The 25979-nt window shown below is 73.4% G+C and carries 20 protein-coding genes; 11 read left to right on the forward strand and 9 right to left on the reverse strand.

Annotation, left to right across the window (positions count from 1 at the left end; genetic code table 11):
* The first annotated feature begins 378 nt into the window (after positions 1-378).
* On the forward strand, positions 379-1824 hold the full coding sequence (locus ACFZB9_RS15780; RefSeq protein WP_391447425.1) for a glyceraldehyde-3-phosphate dehydrogenase: 1446 nt from the start codon (positions 379-381) through the stop codon (positions 1822-1824).
* 117 nt (positions 1825-1941) lie between these two features.
* The gene (locus tag ACFZB9_RS15785) at positions 1942-2994 is read left to right on the forward strand and encodes a TIGR03617 family F420-dependent LLM class oxidoreductase (protein ID WP_391447427.1); all 1053 of its coding nucleotides are present in this window, start codon (positions 1942-1944) and stop codon (positions 2992-2994) included.
* Positions 2995-3084: 90 nt separating this feature from the next.
* On the opposite strand, the gene ACFZB9_RS15790 is transcribed toward ACFZB9_RS15785, so the two are convergent.
* From ACFZB9_RS15790 to ACFZB9_RS15805, 4 genes are all read right to left on the reverse strand, one after another.
* A complete protein-coding gene (locus ACFZB9_RS15790) occupies positions 3085-5859 on the reverse strand; it encodes an FtsX-like permease family protein (protein WP_391447429.1) in 2775 nt (924 codons plus the stop codon).
* On the reverse strand, positions 5856-6629 hold the full coding sequence (locus ACFZB9_RS15795; protein WP_391447431.1) for an ABC transporter ATP-binding protein: 774 nt from the start codon (positions 6627-6629) through the stop codon (positions 5856-5858). Before ACFZB9_RS15795 ends, ACFZB9_RS15790 begins: the two co-directional genes overlap by 4 nt.
* A 159-nt stretch (positions 6630-6788) precedes the next feature.
* Positions 6789-7277 carry a hypothetical protein gene (locus ACFZB9_RS15800; RefSeq protein ID WP_391447433.1) on the reverse strand — a complete coding sequence of 163 codons (489 nt, stop codon included), beginning with the start codon at positions 7275-7277 and terminating at the stop codon, positions 6789-6791.
* Between the two features lie 136 nt (positions 7278-7413).
* Positions 7414-9327, reverse strand: a complete 1914-nt coding sequence (locus ACFZB9_RS15805) for a putative Ig domain-containing protein (RefSeq protein ID WP_391447435.1) — start codon at positions 9325-9327, stop codon at positions 7414-7416.
* A gap of 539 nt (positions 9328-9866) precedes the next feature.
* On the opposite strand from ACFZB9_RS15805, the gene ACFZB9_RS15810 reads away from it, so the two are divergent.
* The 4 genes from ACFZB9_RS15810 to ACFZB9_RS15825 all read left to right on the forward strand — a co-directional run bounded on the left by ACFZB9_RS15810 (position 9867) and on the right by ACFZB9_RS15825 (position 14152).
* Positions 9867-10829: a hypothetical protein gene (locus tag ACFZB9_RS15810; protein ID WP_391447437.1), complete on the forward strand. Its 963-nt coding sequence runs from the start codon at positions 9867-9869 to the stop codon at positions 10827-10829.
* Positions 10830-11100: 271 nt separating this feature from the next.
* Positions 11101-11463 (forward strand): hypothetical protein, encoded by a 363-nt coding sequence (locus tag ACFZB9_RS15815; protein ID WP_391447439.1) that lies wholly within the window; start codon positions 11101-11103, stop codon positions 11461-11463.
* On the forward strand, positions 11460-13277 hold the full coding sequence (locus ACFZB9_RS15820; protein ID WP_391447441.1) for a GMC family oxidoreductase: 1818 nt from the start codon (positions 11460-11462) through the stop codon (positions 13275-13277). The genes ACFZB9_RS15815 and ACFZB9_RS15820 overlap by 4 nt, the downstream gene beginning before the upstream one ends.
* The gene (locus ACFZB9_RS15825; RefSeq protein WP_391447443.1) at positions 13274-14152 is read left to right on the forward strand and encodes a hypothetical protein; all 879 of its coding nucleotides are present in this window, start codon (positions 13274-13276) and stop codon (positions 14150-14152) included. Before ACFZB9_RS15820 ends, ACFZB9_RS15825 begins: the two co-directional genes overlap by 4 nt.
* A gap of 49 nt (positions 14153-14201) precedes the next feature.
* On the opposite strand, the gene ACFZB9_RS15830 is transcribed toward ACFZB9_RS15825, so the two are convergent.
* Positions 14202-14816 carry a TetR/AcrR family transcriptional regulator gene (locus ACFZB9_RS15830; protein ID WP_391447445.1) on the reverse strand — a complete coding sequence of 205 codons (615 nt, stop codon included), beginning with the start codon at positions 14814-14816 and terminating at the stop codon, positions 14202-14204.
* Between the two features lie 316 nt (positions 14817-15132).
* Between ACFZB9_RS15830 and ACFZB9_RS15835 the strand changes: the two genes are divergently transcribed.
* Complete coding sequence (locus ACFZB9_RS15835; RefSeq protein WP_391447447.1) at positions 15133-16686, forward strand: hypothetical protein; 1554 nt, start codon at positions 15133-15135, stop codon at positions 16684-16686.
* Positions 16687-16721: 35 nt separating this feature from the next.
* Here ACFZB9_RS15835 and ACFZB9_RS15840 read toward each other — a convergent pair whose 3' ends face one another.
* Entirely contained in the window at positions 16722-17423 is a 702-nt protein-coding gene (locus tag ACFZB9_RS15840) for a response regulator (RefSeq protein ID WP_391447449.1), read from the reverse strand.
* A complete protein-coding gene (locus ACFZB9_RS15845) occupies positions 17420-18730 on the reverse strand; it encodes a sensor histidine kinase (RefSeq protein ID WP_391447450.1) in 1311 nt (436 codons plus the stop codon). Before ACFZB9_RS15845 ends, ACFZB9_RS15840 begins: the two co-directional genes overlap by 4 nt.
* Before the next feature lie 212 nt (positions 18731-18942).
* On the opposite strand from ACFZB9_RS15845, the gene ACFZB9_RS15850 reads away from it, so the two are divergent.
* Positions 18943-19635 (forward strand): ABC transporter ATP-binding protein, encoded by a 693-nt coding sequence (locus ACFZB9_RS15850; RefSeq protein WP_391447451.1) that lies wholly within the window; start codon positions 18943-18945, stop codon positions 19633-19635.
* Positions 19632-22088: an ABC transporter permease gene (locus ACFZB9_RS15855; protein WP_391447452.1), complete on the forward strand. Its 2457-nt coding sequence runs from the start codon at positions 19632-19634 to the stop codon at positions 22086-22088. Before ACFZB9_RS15850 ends, ACFZB9_RS15855 begins: the two co-directional genes overlap by 4 nt.
* A 169-nt stretch (positions 22089-22257) precedes the next feature.
* On the opposite strand, the gene ACFZB9_RS15860 is transcribed toward ACFZB9_RS15855, so the two are convergent.
* Together ACFZB9_RS15860 and ACFZB9_RS15865 are read right to left on the reverse strand one after the other, a co-directional pair.
* Entirely contained in the window at positions 22258-23277 is a 1020-nt protein-coding gene (locus ACFZB9_RS15860; protein WP_391447453.1) for a hypothetical protein, read from the reverse strand.
* Positions 23278-23380: 103 nt separating this feature from the next.
* On the reverse strand, positions 23381-23677 hold the full coding sequence (locus tag ACFZB9_RS15865) for a DUF4190 domain-containing protein (protein WP_391447455.1): 297 nt from the start codon (positions 23675-23677) through the stop codon (positions 23381-23383).
* Between the two features lie 290 nt (positions 23678-23967).
* Here ACFZB9_RS15865 and ACFZB9_RS15870 point away from each other — a divergent pair, with 290 nt between their 5' ends.
* Together ACFZB9_RS15870 and ACFZB9_RS15875 are read left to right on the forward strand one after the other, a co-directional pair.
* Entirely contained in the window at positions 23968-25263 is a 1296-nt protein-coding gene (locus tag ACFZB9_RS15870) for a sensor histidine kinase (RefSeq protein WP_391447456.1), read from the forward strand.
* A 41-nt stretch (positions 25264-25304) separates the two neighbouring features.
* Complete coding sequence (locus tag ACFZB9_RS15875) at positions 25305-25979, forward strand: response regulator (RefSeq protein WP_391448054.1); 675 nt, start codon at positions 25305-25307, stop codon at positions 25977-25979.

Consider the following 25979-nt stretch of genomic DNA (forward strand, 5'->3'; position numbering starts at 1 on the left):
GCCGATGGTACTGCAGGGGGGACCCTGTGGGAGAGTAGGACGCCGCCGAACAATCATTCAGAAGAAGCCCCCTTCCGTCAGGAAGGGGGCTTCTTTGCGTTTCGATCCCGTTGCGGCAGGCCGCCGACCGTCAAGAGCGGCATGTGTTCCTCGCCACGGTGTGCGAACTTCCGAGGCGGATGGATCGCGGGGCCAACTAGCGCTCCAGGATGGGGTGTTGCGCTACCGGCGGGTGGCGCGGGGTGGGGATGCCGGAGCTCGCCGCGGCCCCGGAAAGGGGGAGCGGTGCAGCTCAAGGCGGGTCCGCTCGAACGGGCGCGCGGTCCGATGGCTAGCATGGGGGGCACCCTCCCAGCCGCTCGAAAGATGGACCCTCCTGTGACTGTCAATGAAGACGTGTTCACTAACTGGAAGAACCGCGAGGAGATCGCGGAGTCGATGATTCCGATCATCGGGAGACTGCATCGGGAGCAGGACGTCACCGTCCTGCTGCACAGCCGTTCGCTGGTGAACAAGTCTGTGGTCAGCATTCTCAAGACGCACCGTTTCGCTCGCCAGATCGCCGGCGAGGAGCTCTCGGTCACTGAGACCCTTCCGTTCCTGCAGGCTCTCACGGTGCTCGATCTCGGCCCCTCCCAGATCGACATCGGCATGCTCGCCGCCACGTACAAGGCCGACAGCCGCGGTCTCTCGGTGGAGGAGTTCACCGCGAAGGCGGTCGCCGGTGCCACCGGCGCCAACAAGCTGGCCCGCAGCGAGCCTCGCGACGTCGTCCTGTACGGGTTCGGTCGCATCGGCCGCCTGCTGGCCCGCCTGCTCATCGAGAAGGCGGGGTCGGGCAACGGCCTGCGGCTGCGCGCCATCGTGGTGCGCAACAGCGGTGGCGAGGACCTGGTGAAGCGTGCCTCGCTGCTGCGGCGCGACTCCATTCACGGCCAGTTCAACGGCACGATCACGGTCGACGAGGCCGATGACAAGATCGTCGTGAACGGCCACGAGATCAAGGTGATCTACTCCAACGACCCGACGACCGTGGACTACACGGCCTACGGGATCAAGGACGCCATCCTGATCGACAACACCGGCCGCTGGCGCGACCGCGAGGGCCTGTCGAAGCACCTGCAGCCCGGCATCGCCAAGGTGGTGCTGACCGCGCCCGGCAAGGGCGACGTGCCCAACATCGTGCACGGCGTCAACCACGACATGATCAAGCCGGACGAGCAGATCCTGTCCTGCGCCTCCTGCACCACCAACGCGATCGTCCCGCCGCTGAAGGCGATGGCGGACAAGTACGGTGTGCTGCGCGGCCACGTGGAGACCGTCCACTCGTACACCAATGACCAGAACCTGCTGGACAACTACCACAGCGCCGACCGCCGTGGCCGTTCGGCGGCGCTCAACATGGTCATCACCGAGACCGGCGCCGCCTCCGCCGTCGCGAAGGCCCTGCCGGACCTCAAGGCGACGATCACCGGCAGCTCGATCCGCGTCCCGGTGCCGGACGTCTCGATCGCGATCCTGAACCTGCAGCTCGCGCAGGAGACCAACCGCGAGGATGTCCTCGACTACCTCCGCAACGTGTCGCTGACCTCGCCGCTCAAGCGGCAGATCGACTTCATCAGCGCTCCCGACGCGGTGTCGAGCGACTTCATCGGCTCGCGGCACGCCTCGATCGTCGATGCCGGTGCCACCAAGGTCGAGGGCGACAACGCGATCCTCTACCTGTGGTACGACAACGAGTTCGGCTACTCCTGCCAGGTGATCCGGGTCGTCCAGTACGTCTCCGGTGTGGAGTACCCGACCTTCCCGGCTCCGCTGGCCTGAGCCGGACCGCGGTAGCACGACCAACGGCCGCCGGCCCGGGATGCGTCCCGGGCCGGCGGCGCGGGCGTGCGAGGGTACGAGGGCATCCGTGCCGCTCACCCAGGAGGATCCGACCCGATGGACGACCGTCCGACCCCCGCCTTCCGGCTCGACGTCACCGCCGTCGGGCGCCCCGCCGGGATCCTGGCCGCCGCCGAGCAGGCCGAGCAGTGGGGCATGGACCGGCTGGTGGTCGCCGAGACCGCCCACGACCCGTTCCTCCAGCTCGCCCGCGCCGCCGACCGCACCCGCACCATCGAGCTGGCCACCGGCGTCGCGATCGCCTTCGCCCGGACCCCGATGACGCTGGCCTACCAGGCCTGGGGACTGCACGAGGCGTCCGGCGGACGGGCCGTCATCGGGCTGGGCTCGCAGATCAAGCCGCACATCGAGCGCCGCTTCGGCATGCCGTGGGACCGGCCCGCGGCGCGGATGCGCGAGTACGTCCACGCGGTGCGGGCGATCTGGCACAGCTGGCAGACGGGGGAGCGGCTGCGGTTCCGCGGCGACTTCTACACCCACACGGTGATGACGCCGGCCTTCGCGCCCGAACCGGTCGCCGCCGGTGTGCCGCGGATCCTGCTGGCCGGGGTCGGCCCGCTGATGACCCGGACCGCGGGGGCGGTGGCCGACGGTTTCATCGCCCACCCCTTCAGCTCGGTCGGCTATCTGACCGAACGGGTGCTGCCCGGGGTGCACGCGGCCCGGGCCGAGGCCGAGCGGGCGGGGGCCGCCTGGACCGGGCGGCCCTTCGAGATCGCCGGCAACGTGCTCACCGCGACCGGGCGCACCGAGGAGGAGCTGCGGGCGAACCGGGCCCTGGTGCGCGAGCGCCTCGCCTTCTACGCCTCCACGCCCGCCTACCGCCCGGTGCTGGAGCAGCACGGCTGGCTCGACCTGCACGAGGAGCTGCACCGCCTGTCGACGCGCGGTCGGTGGCAGCAGATGGCCGAGTCGATCGACGAGGAGGTCTTCGAGACCTTCGCGGTCGCCGGATCGGTGCCCGAGGTCGCGGCCGAGATCCACCGCCGGTACGCCGGACTGGTCACCCGGATCTCCGCCGCGCTGCCCGAGGAGGCCGACCAGACCCTCGGCCTGGAGGTCCTCGCGGCCCTGCGCGAGCTGGGCTGACCGTGAGAGGGTCCGTCAGGCCCCTGCAGCAACGCCGAAGGGCCGCGCACCGGATCGGTGCGCGGCCCTTCGGCATTGCTGCAGGGCCGGTCAGGTGGCCCGGCGGCTCAGCGGGATGCGGGAGCTGGTGGTGGCCGCGGCCACCAGGCCGGCGGCCAGCGGGAGCACCAGCACGATGAGCAGGATCAGGCTCCACGGGGTGATGATCGGCGTGTGCACGCCTCCGGAGTACGCCAGGTCGCGGGCCCGGCGCAGGGCGACGGCGGGGACGTACCCGCTCAGCGTGCCCAGCGCCGCGCCGACCACGGCGATCAGGCCGCACTGCAGGCCGGCGAGGGTGCGCCGGATCCGCGGCGGAGCGCCGACGGCGGCCAGGGTGGCCTGGTCGGGGCGGGAGTCGGCGGCGGCCAGCCCGGTGGCGATGCCGGCCGCGCCGAGCACCACCAGGATCGCGAAGCCGGTCAGCGCGAGGGTGACCAGGTCGCTCGTGGACTGGAAGCCGCGCTCGACGTCCAGCTCGGCCGACGCGTTGATGCCGTTGACGGCGGCCGTCGCCCGCTGCTGGTCCTTCTGGGTCGGCGCGGCGGCGGGCAGCCACACCGACTTCGCGGAACGCAGCCTCAGGTGCAGCTGCTCGACCGTCCCGGGACTCACCAGCCCGGTGCCGTAGGCGGCGTCGACGGGGTTGTCGATGAGCAGCGCGTCCAGGCTGACCTCGTGCTCGCTGGGCTGGACCGCCTGGCCGGGCTGCACCGGTGCGCTGATCGCGCCCCGCAGCACGAGGGTCACCTTGCCGTCCTTGACGTAGCCGGGGTCGAAGACCACGGCCTTGCCGGCGGCCAGCGCGGCCTCGGCGGCGGGGTCGTGCAGGCCGAAGAGGTTGTGCAGCGCGGTCGCGTCGCCGGCCAGCGTGCGGGCGAGGGTGCGGTCCTGCTGACCGGGGGCGTTCGGCTTGAACGTGACATCGCTGCTGCACTGGTCGCAGAAGGGGTAGGTGACCTGCGAGATGTCGGCGCGCTGACCCAGACCGGGCAACTGCTCCTCGACCGCGGTGCGCATCCGCGGCACGGTCGGATTGTCGGTCGTGAGGGTGAGGGTGACCGCGCCGCTGGGCGCACTGGCCCGGTACTCGGCCTTGGCCTGGGCATCGCTGCTGGTCGTGTAGACGCCGACGGCCACGGCGCCGGCCACGGCCGCCATCATCGCCGCGACGGCGGGGGCGGTGCGGCCGCGGTGGCGGGCCGAGTCGCGCAGCGCCAGCCGGGGGCCGAGCGGCAGGTGACGGGCGAGCCGGCCCAGCAGGCTGACCAGCATCGGGGTGCAGAGGAGCAGGCCCAGCTCGGCGGTGACCGAGCCGCCGAAGACGGCCAGGGTCCGTGCGTCGTAGGAGCCGAGCACGAGCTGGTTCGACTGGCCGATACTGGCGCCGAGCAGGGCCATCGCGGCGCCGGCGACCACCATCAGCACGCCCAGCAGCGTGATCCGGCGGCCGGCGGGCTTGACCGTGGTGGCGCCGCGGAGCGACTGGACGACGTCCTGGCGGGCGGCCTGGACGGCCGGCAGTACGGCGGCGAGCAGCGCGGTGACCAGCCCGACCACGGCGATGGCGAGCAGATCCAGCGGGTGCAGGGCGAAGTGGCCGAAGCGGCTGCCGGCGGTCTGCTCGAACCACGAGCGGAGCACCGCCACCAGGCCGACACCGAGCAGCACACCGGCGGCGGCGCCGATCGCGCCCAGCACCGCGCCCGCGCCCAGCACCACCGCGCCCACGTGGCGGCGGTCGCCGCCGGCGGCGGCCAGCAGCGCGAGTTGGCGGCGGGAGCGGCGGGCGCCGACGGCGAAGGCCGGGCCCGCCAGCAGAGCGGTCTCCAGGAGCGCCATGCCGGCGACGGTGGCCACCACGACGGCGGTGAAGCCGGTGCCGGGCAGGGTGAACTGGAAGCGGTAGTAGGGGACGGCCGAGCGGGGCGGCGGGTTGAGCGCGACGCCGCGCGAGGTGACGGTGTAGCCGTAGCGGTTGAACTCCTGGACCTTGTTCCAGTCCAGGGTGTCCCCGGCGGGCAACTGCACCAGCCAGGCCGGCACGTCGATCTTGTTGCCCGGTTCGGCGACGGCGGCCGCGTAGTCCTGCGGGGTGGGGTGGGCGTCCCTCAGCGGTGCGATCACCTCGCCGGGACGGCCGATCAGGGCCACCTTCGACAGGTCGCCCGGGTACTCCACCACGGCCGTCAGCGTGTACGGCTGCTTCTCCAGGCCCTTGAGCGTGGTGGTGGACCCGAGGGAGAGCCCCGACTGGTTGAGGAAGTCCTGGGTGACCGCCACCTGGAACGGGGCGTTCGGGGCGTGGCCGCGGACCAGGTTGATCCGGCCCGACCAGAGCGAGCCGGTCAGGTCGGCCTCGCCGGTGGCGGTGGCGAACAGCCCGTCGCGCGAACTGGCGCTCGCCTCGGGGCCGGGGCTCGCCGGGACCAGCCGACTGCCGGTCGGCAGCAGGCCGGTGATCAGCGTGGCCGGGTCGGTGCTCAGGCTCTTCGCCACCTCGGGCGTGGGCGCCTGGTTGGCCCCGCTCGGCACGTACCGGGTCCCGTCGTCGGCGAACGGGGCCTGCTGCACAGCGCTGCCGGGTGTGGGGAAGCTGATCAGTGCGTCGGCGGTGCCCATGACGCGGGCCGCCCGCTCGCCCGGGTCGAGTTGGGCGCTGCGGTAGACCACGTCGGCCCCGGCGACGCCGAGCACCGGCAGCGCGATCATGGCGAGCACCAGGGCGCTGCGGCCCTTGGCGCGCAGTGCGTCGCGGCGGGCGATCCGCAGGGCGAGCCTGGCCCAGCTCAGGGCCGACGGGGTGCGCTTGGAGGTGGGGTTCACTGCTCGGCCTCGAATCCGCGGGCCAGCTGGTTGGCCAGGGCCAGCAGCGTCGCCGCGTCCTGCTGCCCGGTCTCGTCGACCAGTTCGCCGTCGCGCAGGAAGACCACCCGGTCCGCCCAGGCGGCGTGCCGGGCCTCGTGGGTGACCATCATGGCGGCCGCGCCCTCGTCGCAGCGGGCGCGCAGCACGGCCAGGACGGACTGGCCGGTGGTGGAGTCGAGCGCTCCGGTGGGCTCGTCGGCCAGCACCAGGCGGCGGTCGCCGATCAGCGCGCGGGCGATCGCCACCCGCTGCTGCTGGCCGCCCGACATGTCGTCGGGGAAGCGGTCGGCCAACTCGCCGATGCCCAGCTCCTCCAGCGCGGCCAGCGCCTCGCGGCGGGCGACGCGGGTGGATATCCGGTCCAGCTCGCGCGGCAGCATGATGTTCTCGGCGGCGGTCAGCGCGGGGATCAGGTTGTAGTCCTGGAAGACGTAGCCGATGGCGCGGCGGCGGACCGCGGCCAGCCGGCCTCGGTTCAGCTCGCCGAGTGACTGACCCTCCACCAGCACCTCACCGCTGGTCGGGCTGTCGAGCCCGCCGGCCAGCGTGAGCAGAGTCGACTTGCCGGAACCCGAGGGGCCCATCACGGCGACGAACTCGCCCGGGTGCACCCGCAGGTCCACGCCGCGCAGGGCGTGCACCTGGGCTGCGCCCTTGCCGTGGATCCGGCTGGCCTGCTGCAGGTGCAGCACGGGTTCGGTCGCGCTCCTGGTCGGTTCGATGTGCAACAACGTTTCCCCTCTTTCCGGGCTTTGCCATGCGGCGGGCACCAGTCGGTACCGCTGCATACCTGGTATGTATACCCGGTATGCAGCGGTACCTCAAGCGGTGGTTTGCCCCTTGGGGCAGCGCCGCACGGCGCCCGGGGCCGGTCCGACCGGCCGTTCCTACGGCGCCGGCACCGGTGGGGAGGCCGGGGAGGCCGGGGAGGCCGGGGAGGTCGGGGGGATCGAGGGGACCGGGGAGATGACGACGGTGACCGTGAAGTCGGCCTGCCCGGGGCGGCACCGCAGGGCCTCGCCGCAGCTGGTGCGGGTGGTGGTCAGCCGCACGGTGGCGGCCGCCCGGGCGAGGAAGTCGGCGGTGACCGTGCCGCAGCCGGAGCCGGGCCGGCAGCCGGGGCCGGACGAGGGGGCGGAGTCGGGGGCGCCGAGGGGCGCCAGGCTGCCCGGGGCGGAACTGCGCGGGGCGGCCCAGAAGGTGCTGTGCAGCAGCAGGCGGACGGTGGCGCCGGTGGGGACGGTGACCGAGCCGCCGTTGGCCTGCTCGCCCAGCACGACGAGCGGCGGGCCGGGGGTGGGGCGGGCAGTGGTCGGGTGAGTGGGGGTCGCGGTGGCGGGCGGGGTCGGTGCGGGGGCGCCGGAGCAGCCGGCCACCGCCAGCAGGACAGCAAGGAGCAGGTGCCCCCGGGAGATCCCGGGGGCACCTGCCGCTTGTCGGGTTGTGCTGCGGGGGCGGGCCACGGCCCCCGCCCCCGCAGGTCTCTGGGTTCGACTCAACTGGTCCGTCGGATCAGCTGGTCGTGATCGCCGTGTCGTCCAGGACGAAGCTGGTCTGGGCCGAGGAGGAGTTCTCCACACCCGTGAACTTCAGCGTCACGGACTGACCCGCGTAGCTGGAGAGGTCGAAGGTCTTCTGCACGTAGCCCGAGTTGGCGTTCACGTTGGAGTACGTGGCCAGGGTGGTGGAGTTGGCCGCGACCGTCAGCTTGTCGGCAGCGGTGCTGCCGGTCTTGGCGGTGTCGATGTGCAGCCAGAAGGTGAGCGAGGCCTTGCAGCCGGTCGGGACCTTCACGGTCTGCGACAGGGTGTCGGTGTGCGCGGAGCCGTAGCCGTCCAGCCAGGCGTCCCAGGAGCCGGAGTGGGCGGGCTCGGAGGTGGTGTCGTTGTTGATGACACCGGCGGTGGCGGTCCACGGCGTGGCGCTGCCGGTCTCGAAGCCGGGGTTGCCGAGCAGCTGGGCGGAGGTGCAGCCGCCGCCGCCCGAGGTGGACACGGTCCAGGAGAACGAGGCGCTGCCCGAGGCACCGGTGCTGTCCTTGGCGCTGACCGTCACGCTGGAGGTGCCCGCGGTGGTCGGGGTGCCGGAGATCAGGCCGGTCGAGGAGTTGATCGACAGGCCGGCCGGCAGGCCGGTGGCCGAGTAGGTCAGGGTCTGGCCCGAGCCCGAGTCGGTGGCGCTGACCTGCAGGCTGGCCGCCGTGCCGACGGTGCTGCTCTGGGTGCCCGGGTTGCCGACCGTCACGGTGTTACCGGTCGAGCCGCCGCCCACGATCGGGTGCGAAATGGCGCACGCGTTGGTGTCGTTGGACCAGCTGGCCTGCTCGGCGAAGGTGCCGGTGCTCATCGAGACCATGGCCGCGCCGCCCGCGGTGCCGGGCGCGATCCAGGCGCACTCGTCGGAGTTCTCCTGGCCGTTGTTGGCACTGCCGCTCTGCTGGTTGGTCCAGCCGCCGGCCGGGAACTGGTCCGACATCATCTCGTGCCACTCGTGGCCGAGCGTCATGGTCCAGCCGTCAAGGGTGCCGGGGGAGTTGACGAAGCCGACGCCGCAGCCCGAGCCCGAGTCCATGTTGTACGGCTGGTTGCTGAACGCGATGTCGCCGTAGGGCGAGTTGACCGCGCCGCCGGTCAGCGAGCTGTCACCGGTGTAGTCGTGCCAGGCGCAGTACTGGCCCTGGTAGTTGTCCGGGTTGGTGCCGGTCGGCGACATGATCACGTAGTACGTGTGCCGGTTCGACGCGGTCGTGGTGTTGCCGAAGTGGGCGGCCGCGTTGACGGCCTCCTGGCCGAGCTGGTTCCCGGAGGCGGCACTCGGCGAGGCGGCCGAGTTGTCGTACCAGACACCGGAGAGCACACCGCCGGCCTGGTAGGGGACGTAGCTGGCGTTCGAGGGGCAACTGGTGGCGCCGGTGGCCACGTTCGGGCCGTCGCACCACTGGGTCAGGTCGGCCGACCAGAGCTCGTTGCCGGTGCCGATGCCCTTGAACATCTGCTGGGCGGCCGCGGCGGCGCCGTCCGCGTCACCCGAGAAGGTGGCGTTGCCGTTGGCGTCGGTGCCCTGGGTACCCCACTGGGAGCCGTAGAACACCAGGTAGACCTGTGCGTGGCCGTCGTTGACGCCCACGCCGTTGACCCCGCCGCCGTAGGAGAGCGTCTCCGGGCCGGTGGTCGCGTTCGGCGTGGCCTGAGTGGCAGCCCACGACTTCATCTTGGCGTTCTGCTGGATGGTCGGGACCGCACCGTGCCGGTAGGCGTGCTGGTAGGACGGGTTGTACGGGTTCGCGGCGCTCGCGGCCGGTTGTGCGGCCGGTGCGGCCACCGCCTGGGGTGTGGCGGCGGCGAGGATGACGCCGGAGAACAGGGACAGCGACGCGAGGCCGGTGAGGGCTGCTCGGGCCGTGCCGCGGAAGCGGGGGGTGCCCATGTGTGGGGGAATCCTCTCTGCTGCAGATCGCCCGTCGCCGGTCGGCTGGGGCGGTCGGCTTCGGTGGGAACAGGGCAGCTGGGCGCGGGTGTACTGCCGGGACCCCGATGGGGCGGGGGAGGCGAGCGGGCGCCACGAAGTGCCGGCCGGCGTGGGATTCGCCGGCAGTGGGGAACGTCGAGCACAGCGTGGCGGTCCGCGGAGCTCTCGGCCGGCTCCGACGGGGTGATACCAACCGTGGTGACACGCACGGTGTTTGGCGGTCCGACAGGGTGGTGCGCCGTTGCTGGCGTGTAGCAAAACAGAGTTGGCGTACACCGGTCAACGGATCGAGCGGCACAAGGGTGGGGAGCGCCGACATTCAGAGGCTTCTGAGAAGTTGCGGTCCGTTCCGTCCCGGTCGGTGTGCTGAGTTCAGAGGATTCTCAGAGGAAGGGAGATCTGTCGGGGCGTCGGCCGCCACGCCACTATTGGCAGGGCCACGCCGACCCCACGACCGGCAGGCCACGTCGACCCCCGTTCCAGGAGGCCATCCCCACATGCGCGTTCGCCCCTTCAGCAGCAAGTCCCGGGCCCTGGGCCTGATCTCCCTCGCGGTGCTGTGCGCCGGCTCGTTCGCCGGAGCAGGCTCGGCCACCGCCGCCGCCCCCGTCGCGGCGCACCACGGGGCCAAGCCGATCGACCGGCAGGCCGGGCCGGCGGCGCGGGCCCAGGTGACGAGTGGTCAGGCGGTGAGCAACACGCTCAGCGTCGGCTCGGCGGGCACGCAGGGCGTGGTGGCGCCCAAGCCCAAGGTGTACCTGGTCTTCTGGGGCTCACAGTGGTCCAAGGACCCGGCCGGAGTCGCCCCCGACCTGCAGAACATGTTCAAGGGCCTGTACGGCAGCAAGGACACCTGGGGCACCATCCTCGACCAGTACTGCGAAGGCGTGGCCAAGGGCACCAGCAACTGCGGGAGTTCGGGCACCCACGTGACCCACCCGAGCAGCACCCCGCTGGCCGGCGCCTGGTTCGACAACGCCGCCGCCGCGCCGGCCAGCGCCACCGCCGCGCAGATCGCCGCCGAGGCCACCAAGGCGGCGGCGCACTTCGGCAACACCACCCAGGCGCCCAACCTGAACGCCCAGTACGTGGTGGTCTCCGCGACCGGTACCCACCCGGACGGCTTCCCGAGCAGCGGCTTCTGCGCCTGGCACGATTTCACCACCTCGTCCTACGGCAAGCTCGCCTACACCAACCTGCCCTACGTCCCGGACACCGGCGCGGGCGGCTGCACCACCTTCACCGACGGCCGCCTCCTGTCGGGCCTGGAGTCCACCGAGACGCACGAGTACGCCGAGACGGTCACCGACTTCTGGCCCAGCATCGGCTGGAACGGGAGCAACGGCGAGATCGGTGACGAGTGCGAGAACCTGGACGCCTACGTGACCCTGAGCACCGGCACCTTCGACCTGCAGGGCCTGTGGTCGAACAGTGCCAACAAGTGCGTGACGAAGGGCTGATGACGCCTGCGTAGCGCTGAAGGCAGCTCGGACACCATGTTCCGCCCGGCGCGGGGGCGGGCGGAACATGGTGTCCGAGCTGCCTTCCGAGGTAGCCCTGTGTAGGGTCGGCGCTACCGGATGAAGCCATTGTGGCACTAGCACATAGTGCGTCTTTTTTCTGGAATATGGCCTCCGATTCACTCGATCGGGTGCGGAGTGCATGGGGTGATCAGGTGGGTGGGTAGCTTCGGGCCGCCAGGGGGAGTGCGGGCCGAATGGGGGGTGGGGCGTGGCGACGATCGAGCAGTTCATAGCCGTGTCGGCGGAGTTGACCGGCTTCAGTGGTGAGGAGCTGCGGGCCACCGGGATGGCCGAGGCCTACTGGGCGGTGGTGCTGGAGCAGGCGGGGGCGGCGGCGCTCGGGCGGCTGGTGGCCGAGCCGCTGGGTGAGGGGGAGGTACGGGAGCTGGCGCGGGCGGTCGTGGGGCTCTGGTACCTCGGGAGTTGGGCGTCGGAGGACGGGCCACCGGTCGTGGTCTCGTCGGCGGCCTATGCGCAGGGCCTGGTCTGGCGGGCGTTCGGCGGGCAGGCGCCTGGTGTGGCGGCTCAGGGCTTCGGTAGCTGGGCGGCCGCTCCGCTGGGCGTGCGGTGAGCGGCCGGCGGTGGGACGTGATCGTGGTCGGGGCCGGGTTCGCCGGGTCGCTGGTGGCCCAGCGGCTGGGTGAACAGGGCTGGCGGGTCCTGGTGTTGGAGGCGGGGCAGGGTGAGCCGGAGGCTGCGGCGGGGCACCGGGCGGCGATCGAGGCCTACCGCTCGGCGGCGGTGAAGGTGCCCGAGGCGCCGTACCGGACGAGTGCGGCCGCGCCGTCGCCGTCCGTGCTGGACCTGTCCGGCCGCGCCGAGGGCGGCTACCGCGCGGACGGGTACTTCGTGCAGCGCGGTCCGCTGCCCTATGCGAGCGGCTACCTGCGTGCCAACGGCGGTACCGCGCTGGCCTGGACGGGGCTCACGCCACGCATGCACCCCGAGGACTTCCGCGCCGGTGACTTCGGCCAGGGGCGCAACTGGCCCATCAGCTATGCCCAGCTGGAGCCGTACTACCGGGCCGCCGAACGCGAGATCGGGGTGGCCGCCGACGCCGCGGAGCAGCGCGAGGCGGTCGGCCTGCCGTTCCCGGAGGGCTACGCGTTCCCGATGCGGGGGATCCCGCGCAGCTACCTGGACCAGGTCCTGTCGAATGCGCTGGACGGTAAGTGCGTGCAGGATCCGGAGGAGGAGGCGCCGACCCCGCTGCGGGTGGTAGGCACCCCGCACGCCCGCAACGGCCGGCCCGACCCGGGCTACCGGCCCGAGGGCGGGCTCTGCGCCGGGCACGCCAGTTGCGTGCCGATCTGCCCCTCCCAGGCCAAGTACACCCCGCTGCGGACCCAGGCCCGGTGGAGCGGTTCGGTCACGCTGGTCACCCGGGCCGTGGTCTCCCGGGTCCGGATCGACGGCGACGGCCGGGCCACCGGCGTGGACTACCGGACGTACGACCAGGGTCACGAAGGCGGCGACGACCACCCCACCCGCGTCACCGCGCACACCGCCGACGCCGACCTCGTGGTGCTGGCCGCGCACGCGATCGAGAACGCCAAGCTGCTGCTCGCCTCCGGGGCGGCCAACAGCAGCGACCAGGTCGGCCGGAACCTGATGGACCACCCGGTCCTGCTGACCTGGGGGCTGATGCCCGAACAGGTCGGCGCCTACCGGGGCCCCGGCTCGACCTCCGGTCTGGAGGGCTTCCGGTTCGGCGCGGCCCGGGCCCGCCGCGCGCCGTTCCGGGTCGAGATCGGCAACTGGGGCTGGACCTGGGCCCTGGGTCCGCCGGACCTGCGGGTGGCCGAGCTGCTGCGCAGCGGGGGACCGGCGGGCCGGGGCCTGTTCGGCCCGGAGCTGCGGCGCACGCTCGGCGACCGGATCGGGCGGGAGATCGCCTTCCAGTTCGAGATGGAGCAGGACGCCGACCCCGCCAACCGGGTCACCATCGACCCGCGCCACCGCGACGCGCTGGGCAACCCGCGCCCGGTGCTCCACTACGACCTCTCGGAGTACGTGAAGCGCGGCATCGTCGCCGCGAAGGCCGTCTCCGACCAGCTCTTCGCGCTGCTCGGCGCGCAGGACCACACCCGCTTCGAACCCGGACCCGCGTGGCCGGGCTACTTCGAGTACCAGGGGAAGCCGTACGCCTACCGGGCCGCCGGGCACGGCGCGGGCACCCACATCATGGGCGACTCGCCCGCCGACTCGGTGGTCGACGAGTGGCAGCGCTGCTGGGACCACCCGAACCTGTACGCCGTCGGCTGCGGCAGCATGCCCACCGTCGCCACCTCCAACCCCTCGCTCACCATGGCGGCCCTGGCCCTGCGCAGCGCCGAACGGATCCACCACGACCTGCTCACCCGCGAAGGAGTCGACCACCCGTGAACCAGAGCCCGAGCCAGCACCCGGGACCGGAGCTGCCGCCGGTCCCGGAGCCGTACCAACTGCCGTTCCACTATGGCGCGTTGCACAACATCGGCGTCGACTACCTGGTCGCCCCGGCCCCCGTGCGGGAGGTCCTGGCCGAGCACCACCCCGGGCTGGTCGCCGCCGAGTTCGACGGGCAGGCCTGTGTCTCGGTCAACTACCAGCTCTACTTCGCGCAGTATCCGAACGGCGGCGGGATCACCCAGGAGATCGAGGTGAACATCATCGCCCACCCGGCCGCCGCCCTCGGCCGGCTGCCCGCGCTCGGCTACCAGCAGTACGCGCACGGCTTCGACCAGACCAAGCTGCTGGGCATCGCCCGGATCCACGTGCTGTGCGACAACCCGCTCGCGATCGACGCGGGCTCGCGGCTCTACGCCGAGCCCAAGTACCCGGGCTGGTTCGAGACCGCCATGCCCTCGCTCAACGGCCCGGCGCGGCAGCGGAGCTGGTCGGTCAGCTGCAAGCGGGCCGGCTTCACGGCGGACGGCGGCGGCATCGAGCGCGAGGAGCACCCGCTCTTCTCCTTCGAGGCCGACCTGACCGGGCTCACCTCGGAGCCGGTCAACAACACCCCGATCACCGGCTACGGCACCGACCCGCGCGAGGGCCTGCTGGCCGGCCCGATGAACGTCTACCAGCCCTACCAGCACCACGCGTTGGACGCCGGCGCCGCCGGCCGGGTGCGGCTGACGGTCGCCGACCGCGACAGCGCCGTGGGCCGCCATCTCGACGAGCTGATCGGCCGGGCGCCCGCCGCGGGTGTCTGGACCTACCAGTCGCCGCCGGTGGCCGCGCACAACCGGCCGTACTACGTGCCGGCGAAGGTCTGACCCCGGGGCGCGGCACGGACAGGCCTTGGGGCCGCAGGCCGGCCAGGGGCTAGGACCGCAGGCCGGCCAGGGTCTCCTGGTAGCCGCGGATGAGTGCGGTCAGGCCGGCCTCGAAGGCCAGGTCGCGGTAGTTCGCCGGGGCGTTCAGCATCGGGTCGAGGCCGTGCGGCAGCTGCCCGTCCGGCAGCGGGAGTTCGCAGGGCGCGTCGACCAGGGCGAGTGCGGAGCCGCTGAGGAAGTACTCGAAGGACTGCACGAGCGGGACCAGGTGCTCCTCCGGCCAGCCGGCGGCCCGCAGCACCGCGAACGCCTCGGCGTAGCTGTGCAGCGCGGGCAGTGAGCGGACCGGGCGGCCGGTGAGCAGCGGGATGGTGTGCGGGTGCGCGGCGATCGCGGCACGGTAGGTGCGGGCCCAGCTGTCGAGCGCGGCCGTCCACGGGCGGATGCTCATGTCGAGGTCCATCTCGGCGAGGATCAGCTCGCGGATCCCGTCGACGATCTCGTCGCGCCCGGAGACGTGGTTGTACAGCGACGGGCCTCTGACGCCCAGCCGGGCCGCGATCCGCGGGGTGGAGAGGGCGCCGGGGCCCTCCTCGTCGACCAGGGCGAGGGCGGCGCGCAGGATGCCCTCCCGGGTCAGCAGCGCTCGCGGGGGTCTGCCCATCGTGGGGTCCCTTCGTCAACGGTCCGTCGGGCCGTCAGAGGCGGCGGTGGCCACGAGTTGTAGGGCCAGGTCGCGATTAGTGTACGGTCACGACTGGCAAAACTACTGGCTCTAGTTTTAGAGGACGCCAGGGGCTTGCGCGACGGCGGTTCCGACGGCGGCGGGACGGTCCGGCGCGGGGCAGGCCACCGGTCCGCTCCGGTAGTCGAGCCTCACTGACACGGGACGGCGCGGCTTCCCGGCGCCGCCAGTGACGGGCTGTCAGGGCCCCGCTCCCGTACCTCCCCGACCGTTCTCGCCGAAGGTGACCCTCCGCTTGTCCATGCGCACCCTCGCGCTGACCGCGCTCGCCGCGTCCGTCGTGCTCTCGCTCAGTGCCTGCGACCCGACGACGCCCGCAGCCCCGCCAGCCGACCCCACCGCCGCGGCCGCCCTGGCCGCGACCGTCCCGGCCGGCGGCGCCCTCCCGGTGGTCGCGGCCACCGGCAGCACCCCGCCGGTGACCCTGGTGGCCCCGGCCGCCGTCCAGTCACCGGCCGGATCCACCGCCACCCCGAAGACCCCCGCCGGCTCCTCCCCGTCCGCCCGGCCCAGCGCGCCCGGCACCCCGGCGGCGACCGCGACCGGGCCCTCGCCGAGCGGCTCGCCCCTCGCCGGGCAGCCCGCCACGGTCGGCCAGGCCGATCTCAAGCTGGACTCCTACGACAAGCAGACCGGCAAGGTCGTGCTGGCCGCCGCCGACACCGCCCAGGGTGCCGGCCCCAGCCCGAGTGCCTCGGCCGCCGCCTCGGCCGCCGCCACGGCCGCCGTCCGCCCCGGTCAGCTGATCGACAGCCCGCCGTCGGCCGCCGCACCGCAGGGCGCGCTGCTCGCGATCACCGACGTCAAGCAGGCGGCCGGCGGGAAGGTCGAGGCGAGCACCCGCCCCGCGGCCGTCTCCGAACTGCTCGGCCAGGCCCAGGCCGACATCCGCACCGCGCTCGACCCGCACAACATCCAGGTCACCCCGCAGGTCAAGGACCTGAAGGTGTCCTACACCCCCAAGCCCGGCGGCGGCAGCGGCGGTGCCTCGGCCGCGCTGAGGCTGGACGCGAACGACAACGTCCCGCTGCCCGGCGGCGCCAAGGCCACGCTCGCCGGCTCGATCGAGCTCGATCCGAGCGTCGACTTCAGCTACCAGGGCGGCCTGCTCAGCCTGCAGCAGGCCAAGGTCGGCTTCGACCTCGGCGCGCACGCCGACTGGCACGTCACGGCGGGTCTGACCGCGGCGACCGGACCGGTGAAGATACCGATCGCCACGCTCGCCGCCACCCCGACCGTGATGGTCGGCGCGCTGCCCGTGGTGATCACCCTCAACCTCACCGTCTACGCCGAGATCAGCGCGGACGGCACCGTCACCGTCGACGCCCAGCAGAGCATGGACGGCGCCTGGGGCATCCACGCCGACTACACCAAGGCGGGCGGCTGGACGGGTGTCACCGACCCGGGACACACCACCGTCTCCCCGGTGCGGGCCACCTTCACCGGCAACGCCGCCGTGCGCACCGGCCTGGTGGCCGACGGCTCGGTCGCCCTCTACGACACCCTGGGCGTGAAGGCCACCGTCGAGCCGTACCTGCGCGCCACGGTCAACGGCCAGGTCAGCGTGGACGGCAGCGGGACGACTCCGGCCGTGGACGGCAAGGCGGGCCTGTCCGGCGGGCTGACCGTGAACGGGGACGTGCTGGCGCGCATCGCCATCCTCGGCACCCCGCTGCTGGAGAAGGACCTGCCGTTCCAGATCTACCAGCACGAGTGGCCGATCGTGACCCGGCAGACGGGCACGGGCACGGCGGGTGCTCCGACGGCGGCTGCCACGCCGCAGGGCTGACGGTCCGTCAGCGCGGCGGCCGGCCAGGACCGGCGCTAGCCGATCGGGCCGGCCGCCGCGCCGCCGCCCACGCTGACCAGGCCCGTCTCGTAGGCGACCACCACCGCCTGGGCCCGGTCGCGCAGGTTGAGCTTGGCCAGGATGCGGGCCACGTGCGTCTTGACGGTGGCCTCGGAGAGCGTGAGATGGGCGGCGAGTTCGGCGTTGCTCAGGCCGCGGGCGAGCAGGCCCATGACCTCCAGCTCGCGCGGGGTCAGCGTGGCCAGATCGCGGTGGATCGCCTCGCCCGCCGGGTCCTTGCGGGCGAAGCGCTCCACCAGGCGGCGGGTGATGGCGGGGGCGAGCAGCGCATCGCCCCCGCGCACCATCCGGACGGCGCCGGCCAGGTGTTCGGGGCTGACGTCCTTGAGCAGGAACCCGCTGGCGCCGGCCGAGAGCGCCGCGTAGACGTACCGGTCCAGGTCGAAGGTGGTCAGGATGATCACCCGAGGCCCGTCCTGGCTGCCCGGTGCGGCGCCGCCGACGATCCGCCGGGTGGCCTCCAGACCGTCCATCTCCGGCATCCGGATGTCCAGCAGGACCACGTCGGGCCGGGTGCGGCGGACCGCGTCGACGGCCTCGACCCCGGTGGTCGCCTCGGCCACCACGTCGATGCCCTCGGACTCCAGGATCATCCGGAAGCCGGTGCGCACCAGCGCCTGGTCATCCGCGACGACCACGCGCAGCGGCTCGGTCACAGGGCCTCCAGAGGTATCAGTGCTCGGACGCGGTAGCCGCCGGTGACCCGGGGACCGCTGGTGAGGGTACCGCCGTAGACGGCGAGGCGTTCGCGCAGGCCGAGCAGCCCGCGGCCGTTGCCGCCGGCCGCGGCGGGGCTCGGGCGGCCGCCGCTGTCGCAGACCTCCACCCGCAGCCGGCCGGCGCCGTACTCGTCGGTGCCGTACTCGACGACCACCTCGGCGGCGGCGCCGCTCGCGTGCTTGACGGTGTTGGTCAGCGCCTCCTGCACCACGCGGTAGGCGGCGAGTTCGACACCCGGCGGCACCGCGCGGCGCTGCCCCAGCACGGTCAGTTCGACCGGCATCCCGGCCTGCCGCACCCCGGTGACCAGGGCCTCCAGCCGGCCGAGGCCCGGCTGCGGGGCGAGCTCGGCCTGCGCGGCCGGATCGGCGGCACCGTCGCTGTCCATCGTCAGCAGTCCCATGACCTGGCGCAGTTCGGCCATCGCCGCCCGGCCGCCGGTCTCCACCGCGAGGAGCGCCTCGCGGGCCCGCTCGGGGGATCTGTCCATGATCTTGCGGGCGGCACCGGCCTGGATCACCATCACGCTGACGTTGTGCGTCACCACATCGTGCAACTCGCGGGCGATCCGGGCGCGTTCGTGCTCCACCGCGCGTTGCAGCGCGGCGACCTGCCCGCGCTCCAGGGTGGACAGCCGCTGGTGGCCCTCGTCGACCCGGCGCCGCCACATCCGGATCTCGTAGGCCACCGCGAGGACCGGCACCAGCACCAGGAGCGCGATCACCGCGTTGGGGAACTGCGGCAGTTGGGCGCCGTCGAAGAGGTACACCAGCACCCCGGCGGCGACCGGCAGGCTGGCCAGGGTGGCCGTCCGGTGCGGCCCGTGGACCGCGGCGCTGTAGGTGGCGACGATGCAGAGGACCCCGGCGCAGTAGGCGATGTCGCCCGAGTCGTACCGGATCGGTGGCGTCAGCACCAGCACCACCCAGAGCACCGCCAGCGGGTAGCGGCGGCGCAGCGCCAGCGGCGCGGCGGCGAGCGGCACCAGCAGGGCCGGGCCGCTCCAGGCGGAGAGGCCGCCGCTCAGCGGGTTCGCCAGATAGTGCACGCCGGCCAGGGCGAGCAGCAGCGCGAGCACCACGTCGAAGAACCGGCCGCGCCGGGTGAGGGCGGGGGGTGGCGCGGCGCCCGGGACCGGCGGGCCCGCGAGCCACCGAAGGGTCCGCCCGGCCGGCGCGCGCAGCCGTTCGGCCGCCGGCGGGTTGGGCCCGCCGGCTCCGTTCGCCACATGATCGTTCGTCACGTGATCAGTGTGGCGGCCGGCGCCGTCGCGGTACATCCGCCCGGGTGCGGATTCGCGCTGCACCGCTCGACTACATCGCAAGGATGACACCGCGCGGTGTCCGCCTGGCGCGGTACCGGAAATGCCCCGGCGGAGCGAGGTGCCGCCCCCGCCCCCGCTCCTACCTTCGCAGTGGCCACCAGGGCCGGACGGATCTGCCGAGGGAGACGATGATGACCACGCCGGTGATCGAGCTGAGCGGTGCCAGCCGCCGCTACGACCAGGGGCGCGCCGCGCTGGACGAGGTGTCGCTGACCGTGCGGGCCGGGGAGTCGGTGGCGATCCTCGGCCCCTCCGGCAGCGGCAAGTCCACGCTGCTCAACCTGATCGCCGGCCTCGACCGGCCGAGTTCGGGCAGCGTCACGGTGGACGGCGTACGGGTGGACCAGCTGGGCGAGGCCGCCTCGGCGCGCTTCCGGCGGGCCAGGATCGGCATGGTCTTCCAGTTCTTCAACCTGCTGGACGATCTGACGGTGGCCGACAACGTGGTGCTGCCGGCCGAGCTGGCCGGCATGGCCCGCGGCGAGGCGCGCCGGCGGGCGGCCGAGCTGCTCGACGTGCTCGGCATCGCCCGGCACGCCCGGGCGCACCCCGGCCGGCTGTCCGGCGGTGAGCGCCAACGGGTCGCGGTGGCACGGGCGTTGATGAACCGCCCGGCGTTGCTGCTGGCCGACGAGCCGACCGGCGCGCTGGACTCCGCCGCCGGTGAGGACGTCAAGGCGCTCTTCAACGAGCTGCACGCGGACGGCCAGACGATCGTCACGGTCACCCACGACCTGACCCTGGCGCAGGCCTGCGCGACCCGCACCGTCACCATCGCCGACGGCCGGATCGCCCGTGACGTCACCCGGGCGGTGGCCCGATGAGCGGCCTCGGCAGGGTGGTGCGCTCCGGGGTGCGGCGGCGCAGGGTGCAGACCGTGGTGACCGGGCTGGCCACCATGATGGCGGTGACCGTCTCGGTGCTCGGCGGATCGCTGCTGGTCGCCTCGGACGGCCCGTTCGACCGGGCCTTCGCCGGTCAGCACGGCGCGCACCTGGTCGCGCAGTTCGACGCGGGCCGTGTGGACAGCGGCGGCAGCGCGGGCGGCGTGGGCGGCGGCGGGGGCGGCGCCGCGCGACTGGCCGCCTCGGCGCACGCCACCGGCGTCACCGCGGCCGCCGGGCCGTTCGCGACCGCGACCCTCGACCCGCACGGCGGCCCGGAGCTCCACCTGCCCGCGGGGGTGAGCCTGCCGCCGATGACGGTGGTCGGCCGCACCGACCCCGGCGGCCCCGTCGACGACGTCACGCTGCTGCGCGGCAGCTGGGCCGCGGGCCCCGGCCAGATCGTGCTCGCCGACAGCTACGCCGGCCCGATCCGCGACCTGGGCACCACCCTGGACCTCCCCGCGCTGCCCGGCGATCCGAAGCTGACCGTGGTCGGCGTCGCCCGCTCGGTGAGCCAGAGCGCCGACGCCTGGGTGGCGCCGGCCCAGATCCCCGCGCTCACCACCCCCGCCGCGCCCGGCGGCTACCAGATGCTCTACCGCTTCGCCGCGGCCGGCACCACCGCGCAACTCGCCGCCGACCGCGCCGCGGTGGCCGCGGCGACGCCCGCCGGTGCGCTGACCGGCGTGCAGTCCTGGCTCAACACGGCGCAGGGCAGCAGCCGCAACACCGCGCTCTTCGTGCCGTTCCTGATCGCCTTCGGCCTGCTCGGCGTGCTGATGTCGGTGCTCATCGTGGGCATCGTGGTGTCCGGCGCGGTCGGCAGCGGCACCCGGCGGATCGGCATCCTCAAGGCGCTCGGCTTCACCCCCGCCCAAGTGGTGCGCGCCTACATGGCTCAGGCGTTGGTCCCGGCCGCGATCGGCACCGCGATCGGCACGCTCGCGGGCAACCTGGCGGCCGTGCCGGTGCTCTCCGCCACCGCCGACGCCTACGGCGGCACCAGCGCGGGCGTCGCCCCCTGGGTCGACCTCGCGGTGATCGCGGGGGCGCTCGGCCTGGTCACCCTCACCGCCTGGGCCGCCGCGCTGCGGGCCGGCCGGCTGCGCACCGTGGACGCGCTCGCCGTCGGGCGCACCCCGCAGGCAGGTCGTCGCACGGAGAGTCGGGCCGCCGGTCGCGCCGCCCGGCTGGCGGCCCGGCTGCCGCTGCCGCGGCCGGTCAGCCTGGGCCTGGCCCAGCCCTTCGCCCGCCCCGCCCGCACCGCCGGGACGGTCGCCGCGATCGTCTTCGGCACCGCAGCCGCCACCTTCGCGGTCGGCACCGGGTCCTCGCTGAGCTGGGTGCAGGCCGCCAAGAACCACGACAACGCCGACGTCACCATCGACGCCTACGGCCCGCCGCCGGGAGGCGCGCGGGTCTCCACTCCGGGCTCTGCCGAGGTGCGTCCTGCGGTGGATCCCGCCGCGATCGCCGCCGCCGTCAACGCCGCCGTCAACGCCCAGCCCGGCACGCTGAAGTACTACGGCACCGCCGAGACCGAGGTGACGGTCGCCGGGGTGGCCGGCACCACCAGCGTCTTCGCCTTCCGCGGCGACGCCTCCTGGGCCGGCTACCGGATGGTCGCCGGACGGTGGTTCACCGCCCCCGGCGAGGCCGTGGTGCCGACCACCTTCCTGACCGCCACCGCCACCCGGCTCGGCGACACCGTCACCCTGCAGGACCACGGCAAGGCGCTCCCCGTGCGGATCGTCGGCGAGGTCTTCGACCCGCACACCCAGACCAACGAGGTCCTCACCGACGCCGCCACCCTCGCCCCCGCCGAACCCCGGCTCGACCCGCTGACCTACTCGATCAAGCTGAAGCCCGGTACCGGCGCGGCCGGTTACGCCACCGCGCTGAACAGCACGCTGACCCCGCTGGGCCTCACCGCCGACAGCGGCCAGGACCACGGCGCGAGCGGCACCATCGTCGCGATGGACGCGCTGACCGGGCTGCTCACCCTGATGCTGGTGGCCGTCGCCGGCCTGGGCGTGCTCAACACGGTCGTCCTGCAGACCCGCGAACGGGTCCGCGAGATCGGCGTGGCCAAGGCGCTCGGCATGACCCCTCGTCAGACCGTCACCATGGTCCTCGCCTCGGTCGCCCTGGTCGGCCTGCTCGGCGGCGCCGTCGGGCTGCCGCTCGGCCTGGCCCTGCACGCGGTGACGATGCCCGCGATGGGCCACAGCGCCGGTCTCGACTTCCCGCCCGCGCTGATCGACGTCTACTCGGACGGGCAGCTCGCCCTGCTCGGCCTGGGCGGCCTGCTGATCGCCCTCCTCGGCGCGCTGCTCCCGGCGGGCTGGGCGGCCCGGACCCGGACGGTGACGGCGCTGCGGACGGAGTAGCCGTCCGGCGCGAGGCGTCGGCCGGAGCAACTGGCCGACGTCGACCGGAGCAACTGGCCGGCGTCAGCCGGAGCAACTGGCCGACGTCGACCGGAGCAACTGGCCGGCGTCAGCCGGAGCAGCTGGCCGACGTCGACCGGACCAGCCGGCACTGCTTGTCGGACAGACCCTAGTGGCGCCTGTCCTGGGGCCGGGCCCGCTGCTCGGGCACGCGTTCGGTCCGGGGCGCCCGCTCCACGCCGCGGGTGCTCGCCGCCGCCGCGTACCCGAGCAGGCCGAGGCCCAGTGCCGCGGGCAGGCCCCACACCAGGCCGGCCCGGTCCAGCGAGGCCGAGTTCGCCAGCACCGGCCGCAGCGGCGAGTCGCCGCCCGGCTGGTAGTAGACGTCGACCGGGGACCCGTCGGGTGCCGGGCAGGAGCCGGTGGTGCGCAACGGCTCGGTGTAGCTGTCCGGCAGGTCCACGTAGCACTGCTTGTACTTGGTGTTGTGGCTGCCGGTGTCGGTCTCCTCGTAGGCGATGTGCGCGACCCCGTGGGAACCGAGCGCCATCACCGCCACGGCCCCGGTGGACGCGGTCGCGTAGCACAGCGCGATCGCACCCAGGATGTACGTCACCTTCACCGGGCGCGGCGGGTTCCGCCTGCCGTAGACCAGCCGGCGCACCGCCAGGAACCAGCCGACGATCAGCCCGATTCCGCCGATCACCATGCCGATGCCCAGGTCCAGGATGCCCAGCAGCGCCTGGACGACGACCAGCAGCAGCACCACCGCCCAGCCCGCCACGGCCCGCCCTGGAGTGCGGGGGCGCGGGGGCTTCGGCTTCTGCTCGCGCTCCTTCTTGCTCAGCGGGGTGTACTCGCCGAGCGCCGATCGCGCGTGCCCGGCATCGGGGTCCAGGTGGTTGAGGCCGTGCCGCGTCAGCTCCCTGCGCAGGATCGTCGCGGGCCGGGTGCTCGCCAGCCGCCACGCCTCGCCCACCCGCGCCACGTCCGCGACGGTGGGCTGCTCGCCCGGGCACGCGTCGGTGAAGCAGCGCAGCGCACTGCGCACCTGTGAGACGCCGTACTTGCTGCGGCTCAGCTCGTACAGGCGCTGCACGTCGAATCCGACCTGGGCCAACTTCTCGCGCTGAGCCTTCGTCAGCTCAGGCAGCCCAGGTGAGAGCCATTCCTCCGCCGTGTCCACCAAGCACCCCCGTTGTACGTGCAGCGGACCCTACCGCACCGCGGTTCGGCACCGGCTCGCCCCCCGGCTCGCCCCCGGGGCTGGTCAGCGGCTGGTCAGCGGCCGGTCAGTGGCCGGTGAGTTGCTGGTGGACGCACTGCGAGTACTGCTGGAAGCTGTCGGGCCGGTAGCACTTCTGGGTCTTGTCGGCATACCAGACCGCGCAGAAGGCGAGCAGGACGGACACCACGATCGCCAGGAACGAGGTCACCAGGCCGGTGAGGGCCAGGCCCCGGCCGACGCCGCTGCGCTGGGCTCTGGTCAGGGCGACGACGCCCAGGGCCAGGCCGACGACGCCGAACACGCCGCCGACGAGGACGATCGAGCCGATCATGCTGACGATGCCCACCACCAGGGCGGCCACCGCCAGGCCGTTCTGTTCACCAGGACCGTTCCGTTTGCCAGGACCGGTCCGCCCGTCAGGACCGGTCCGCCCGTCAGGACCGGTTCGCCCGCTCGCACCGGCCGGGGTCGGTACCGTCGTCGGCATCTCCACCTCTTGCGCGTACATCGCCGTCCTCTCGTCCCTCTCGTCAACTGAGCAGAGACGATCCTGGCAACCGGCGGCGCGGGCGCGCATCGCGGAAAGGCGGGAAAAATCGCTCCCCCGATCGGGGGAGGCCGCCGTTGAGCTGCGCGGTCATACTAGCGATCATGATCAGGGGAATCCGGCCGCTGCTGCGCGGCTCCACATACTCGGGCGTGCTCTTCGCCGCCGGTGGCGCGTTGGTGAGCATCCCGTTGCTGCCCCTCGCGATGGCGCCGGTGCTGGCCTGGCGGTCGGCGCCCTACGGAGTTCAGGCTGCGCTGGCCCTGGCGGTGTGGGCGGCGGTGATCGCCGTGATCGGACTGGCCCGTGACACACGGCGGGTGCTGGTCGGCGGCGCTCGCCGGCTGCTCAAGGTGCCGCTACCGGATGTGGTGACCGTCCGTCGCCGGCCGGTGGACCGCTCGGGGCCGTCCGGCGCGGTGCGGTCCGGTGCGGTGCCGTCCGGTGCCGTGCGGGCTGGTGCCGACCGCTGGCGGACGCCGCTGTGGCTGCTGCTGCACGTGGCGGTGGGGTGGACGGGAGGCCTGGCGAGCCTGCTGCTGCTCGGCGCGGGCCTGGCCGTGCCGGGGAACTGGGTCTCCGGCGGCGCGCGGCTGAGCTGGAGCGGCGGGTCGGTCCAGCTGACCGGCGCCTGGAGCTGGGTGGTGGGGATCGTCTGCCTGCTGCTGGTGCCGGTGGTCTGCGCGGTGGCGACGGGCACGCTGCGCCGGCTGGCGCCACCGCTGCTCGGGCCGTCGTCGGCCGAGCGGCTCGCGCTGGCCGCCGAGCGGGAGCACCAGCTGGCCGAACGCAACCGGCTGGCCCACGAGTTGCACGACTCGATCGGGCACACGCTGACGGCGGCCACGATCCAGGCGGCGGTGGCGGGCGAGGTGCTCGCGGCCGACCCGGTGGCGGCGCGGGCCGCGCTGCGCAGCATCGAGGAGTCGACCCGCGCCGCGTTGGAGGACCTGGACTACGTGCTGGGCGTGCTGCGCGAGGAGGAGGCGGGGACGGCTCCCACCCGGACCCTGGCCGACCTGCCCGAGCTGCTGGACCGGCTGCGGCACGCGGGTGCGGTGGTGGAGCCGCAGCTGTCGGGCGAGTTGGCGCAGGTGCAGGGGACGCTCTCCCGGGCGGCGTACCGGATCGTGCAGGAGGGGCTGACGAACGCGCTGCGGCACGGGGCGGGCGGGCCGATCGAGGTCCGGGTGGCGGCGGCGTCGGACGGGCTGGAGCTGAGCGTGGTCAACCGGATCGGGGGTACGGGTCCCGGCTCGCGTGCGTTCCCGACGTCCGGGCACGGCCTGCCCGGGCTGGCCGAGCGGGTGCGGCTGCTGCACGGTGAGATCGAGGCCGGCCCGGACGGGTCGGAGCACTGGCGGCTGGCGGTCCGGCTGCCCGTACGGTTGTCGGCGTGACCGGTGCCGGCGTTCCCCCTGATGCCTCTGCCGCCTCTGTCATCCCTGCTGCCCCTGCCGCCCCTGTCACGCTCCTGATCGCGGACGACGACGAGGTGACCCGCAGCGGCCTGCGGATGCTGCTCGTCGCACAGCCCGGGATCGCGGTGGTCGGGGAGGCCGCCGACGGCGTCGAGGCGGTCGAGCAGGCACGGCGGCTGCGGCCGGACGTGGTGCTGATGGACGTGCGGATGCCGCGCTGCAACGGCCTGGAGGCCACCCGGCAGCTGCTGAGCGAGTCGGTCGAACCGCCGAAGGTCGTGGTGATCACCACCTTCGAGAACGACGGCTACGTCACCGCCGCGCTCAGCGCCGGGGCCAGCGGGTTCGTACTCAAGCGGCGCCCGGTCCGGGAGATCGCGGAGGCGGTGCGGGTGGTGGCGGCGGGCGAGGCGATCCTCTTCCCGGCCGCCCTGCGTCGTATGGTCGCCGCCCGCCCGCTGGGCTCCGCCGAGGCGCTGCCGAAGGCGGCGCTGACCGGGCGCGAGGAGGAGGTGCTGCGCTTGATGGCCACCGGCCAGTCCAACCCCGAGATCGCCGAGTCGCTCACGGTCAGCCTGGAGACGGTGAAGACGCACGTCGGCAACGTGCTGACCAAGCTCGGCGCACAGAACCGGACCCACGCGGTGGTCATCGCCTACGAGTCCGGCCTGGTGGTGCCGGGCTCCGCCGGCTGA

It is taken from the genome of Kitasatospora sp. NPDC008050, from assembly GCF_042957465.1.
Classification (GTDB): domain Bacteria; phylum Actinomycetota; class Actinomycetes; order Streptomycetales; family Streptomycetaceae; genus Kitasatospora.

Coding starts and splice junctions, on each gene's coding strand:
- ACFZB9_RS15785 (WP_391447427.1), top strand. CDS start 1,942: ATGGACGACCGTCCGACCCCCGCCTTCCGGCTCGACGTCACCGCCGTC.
- ACFZB9_RS15850 (WP_391447451.1), top strand. CDS start 18,943: ATGACCACGCCGGTGATCGAGCTGAGCGGTGCCAGCCGCCGCTACGAC.
- ACFZB9_RS15810 (WP_391447437.1), top strand. CDS start 9,867: ATGCGCGTTCGCCCCTTCAGCAGCAAGTCCCGGGCCCTGGGCCTGATC.
- ACFZB9_RS15805 (WP_391447435.1), bottom strand. CDS start 9,327: ATGGGCACCCCCCGCTTCCGCGGCACGGCCCGAGCAGCCCTCACCGGC.
- ACFZB9_RS15870 (WP_391447456.1), top strand. CDS start 23,968: ATGATCAGGGGAATCCGGCCGCTGCTGCGCGGCTCCACATACTCGGGC.
- ACFZB9_RS15855 (WP_391447452.1), top strand. CDS start 19,632: ATGAGCGGCCTCGGCAGGGTGGTGCGCTCCGGGGTGCGGCGGCGCAGG.
- ACFZB9_RS15830 (WP_391447445.1), bottom strand. CDS start 14,816: ATGGGCAGACCCCCGCGAGCGCTGCTGACCCGGGAGGGCATCCTGCGC.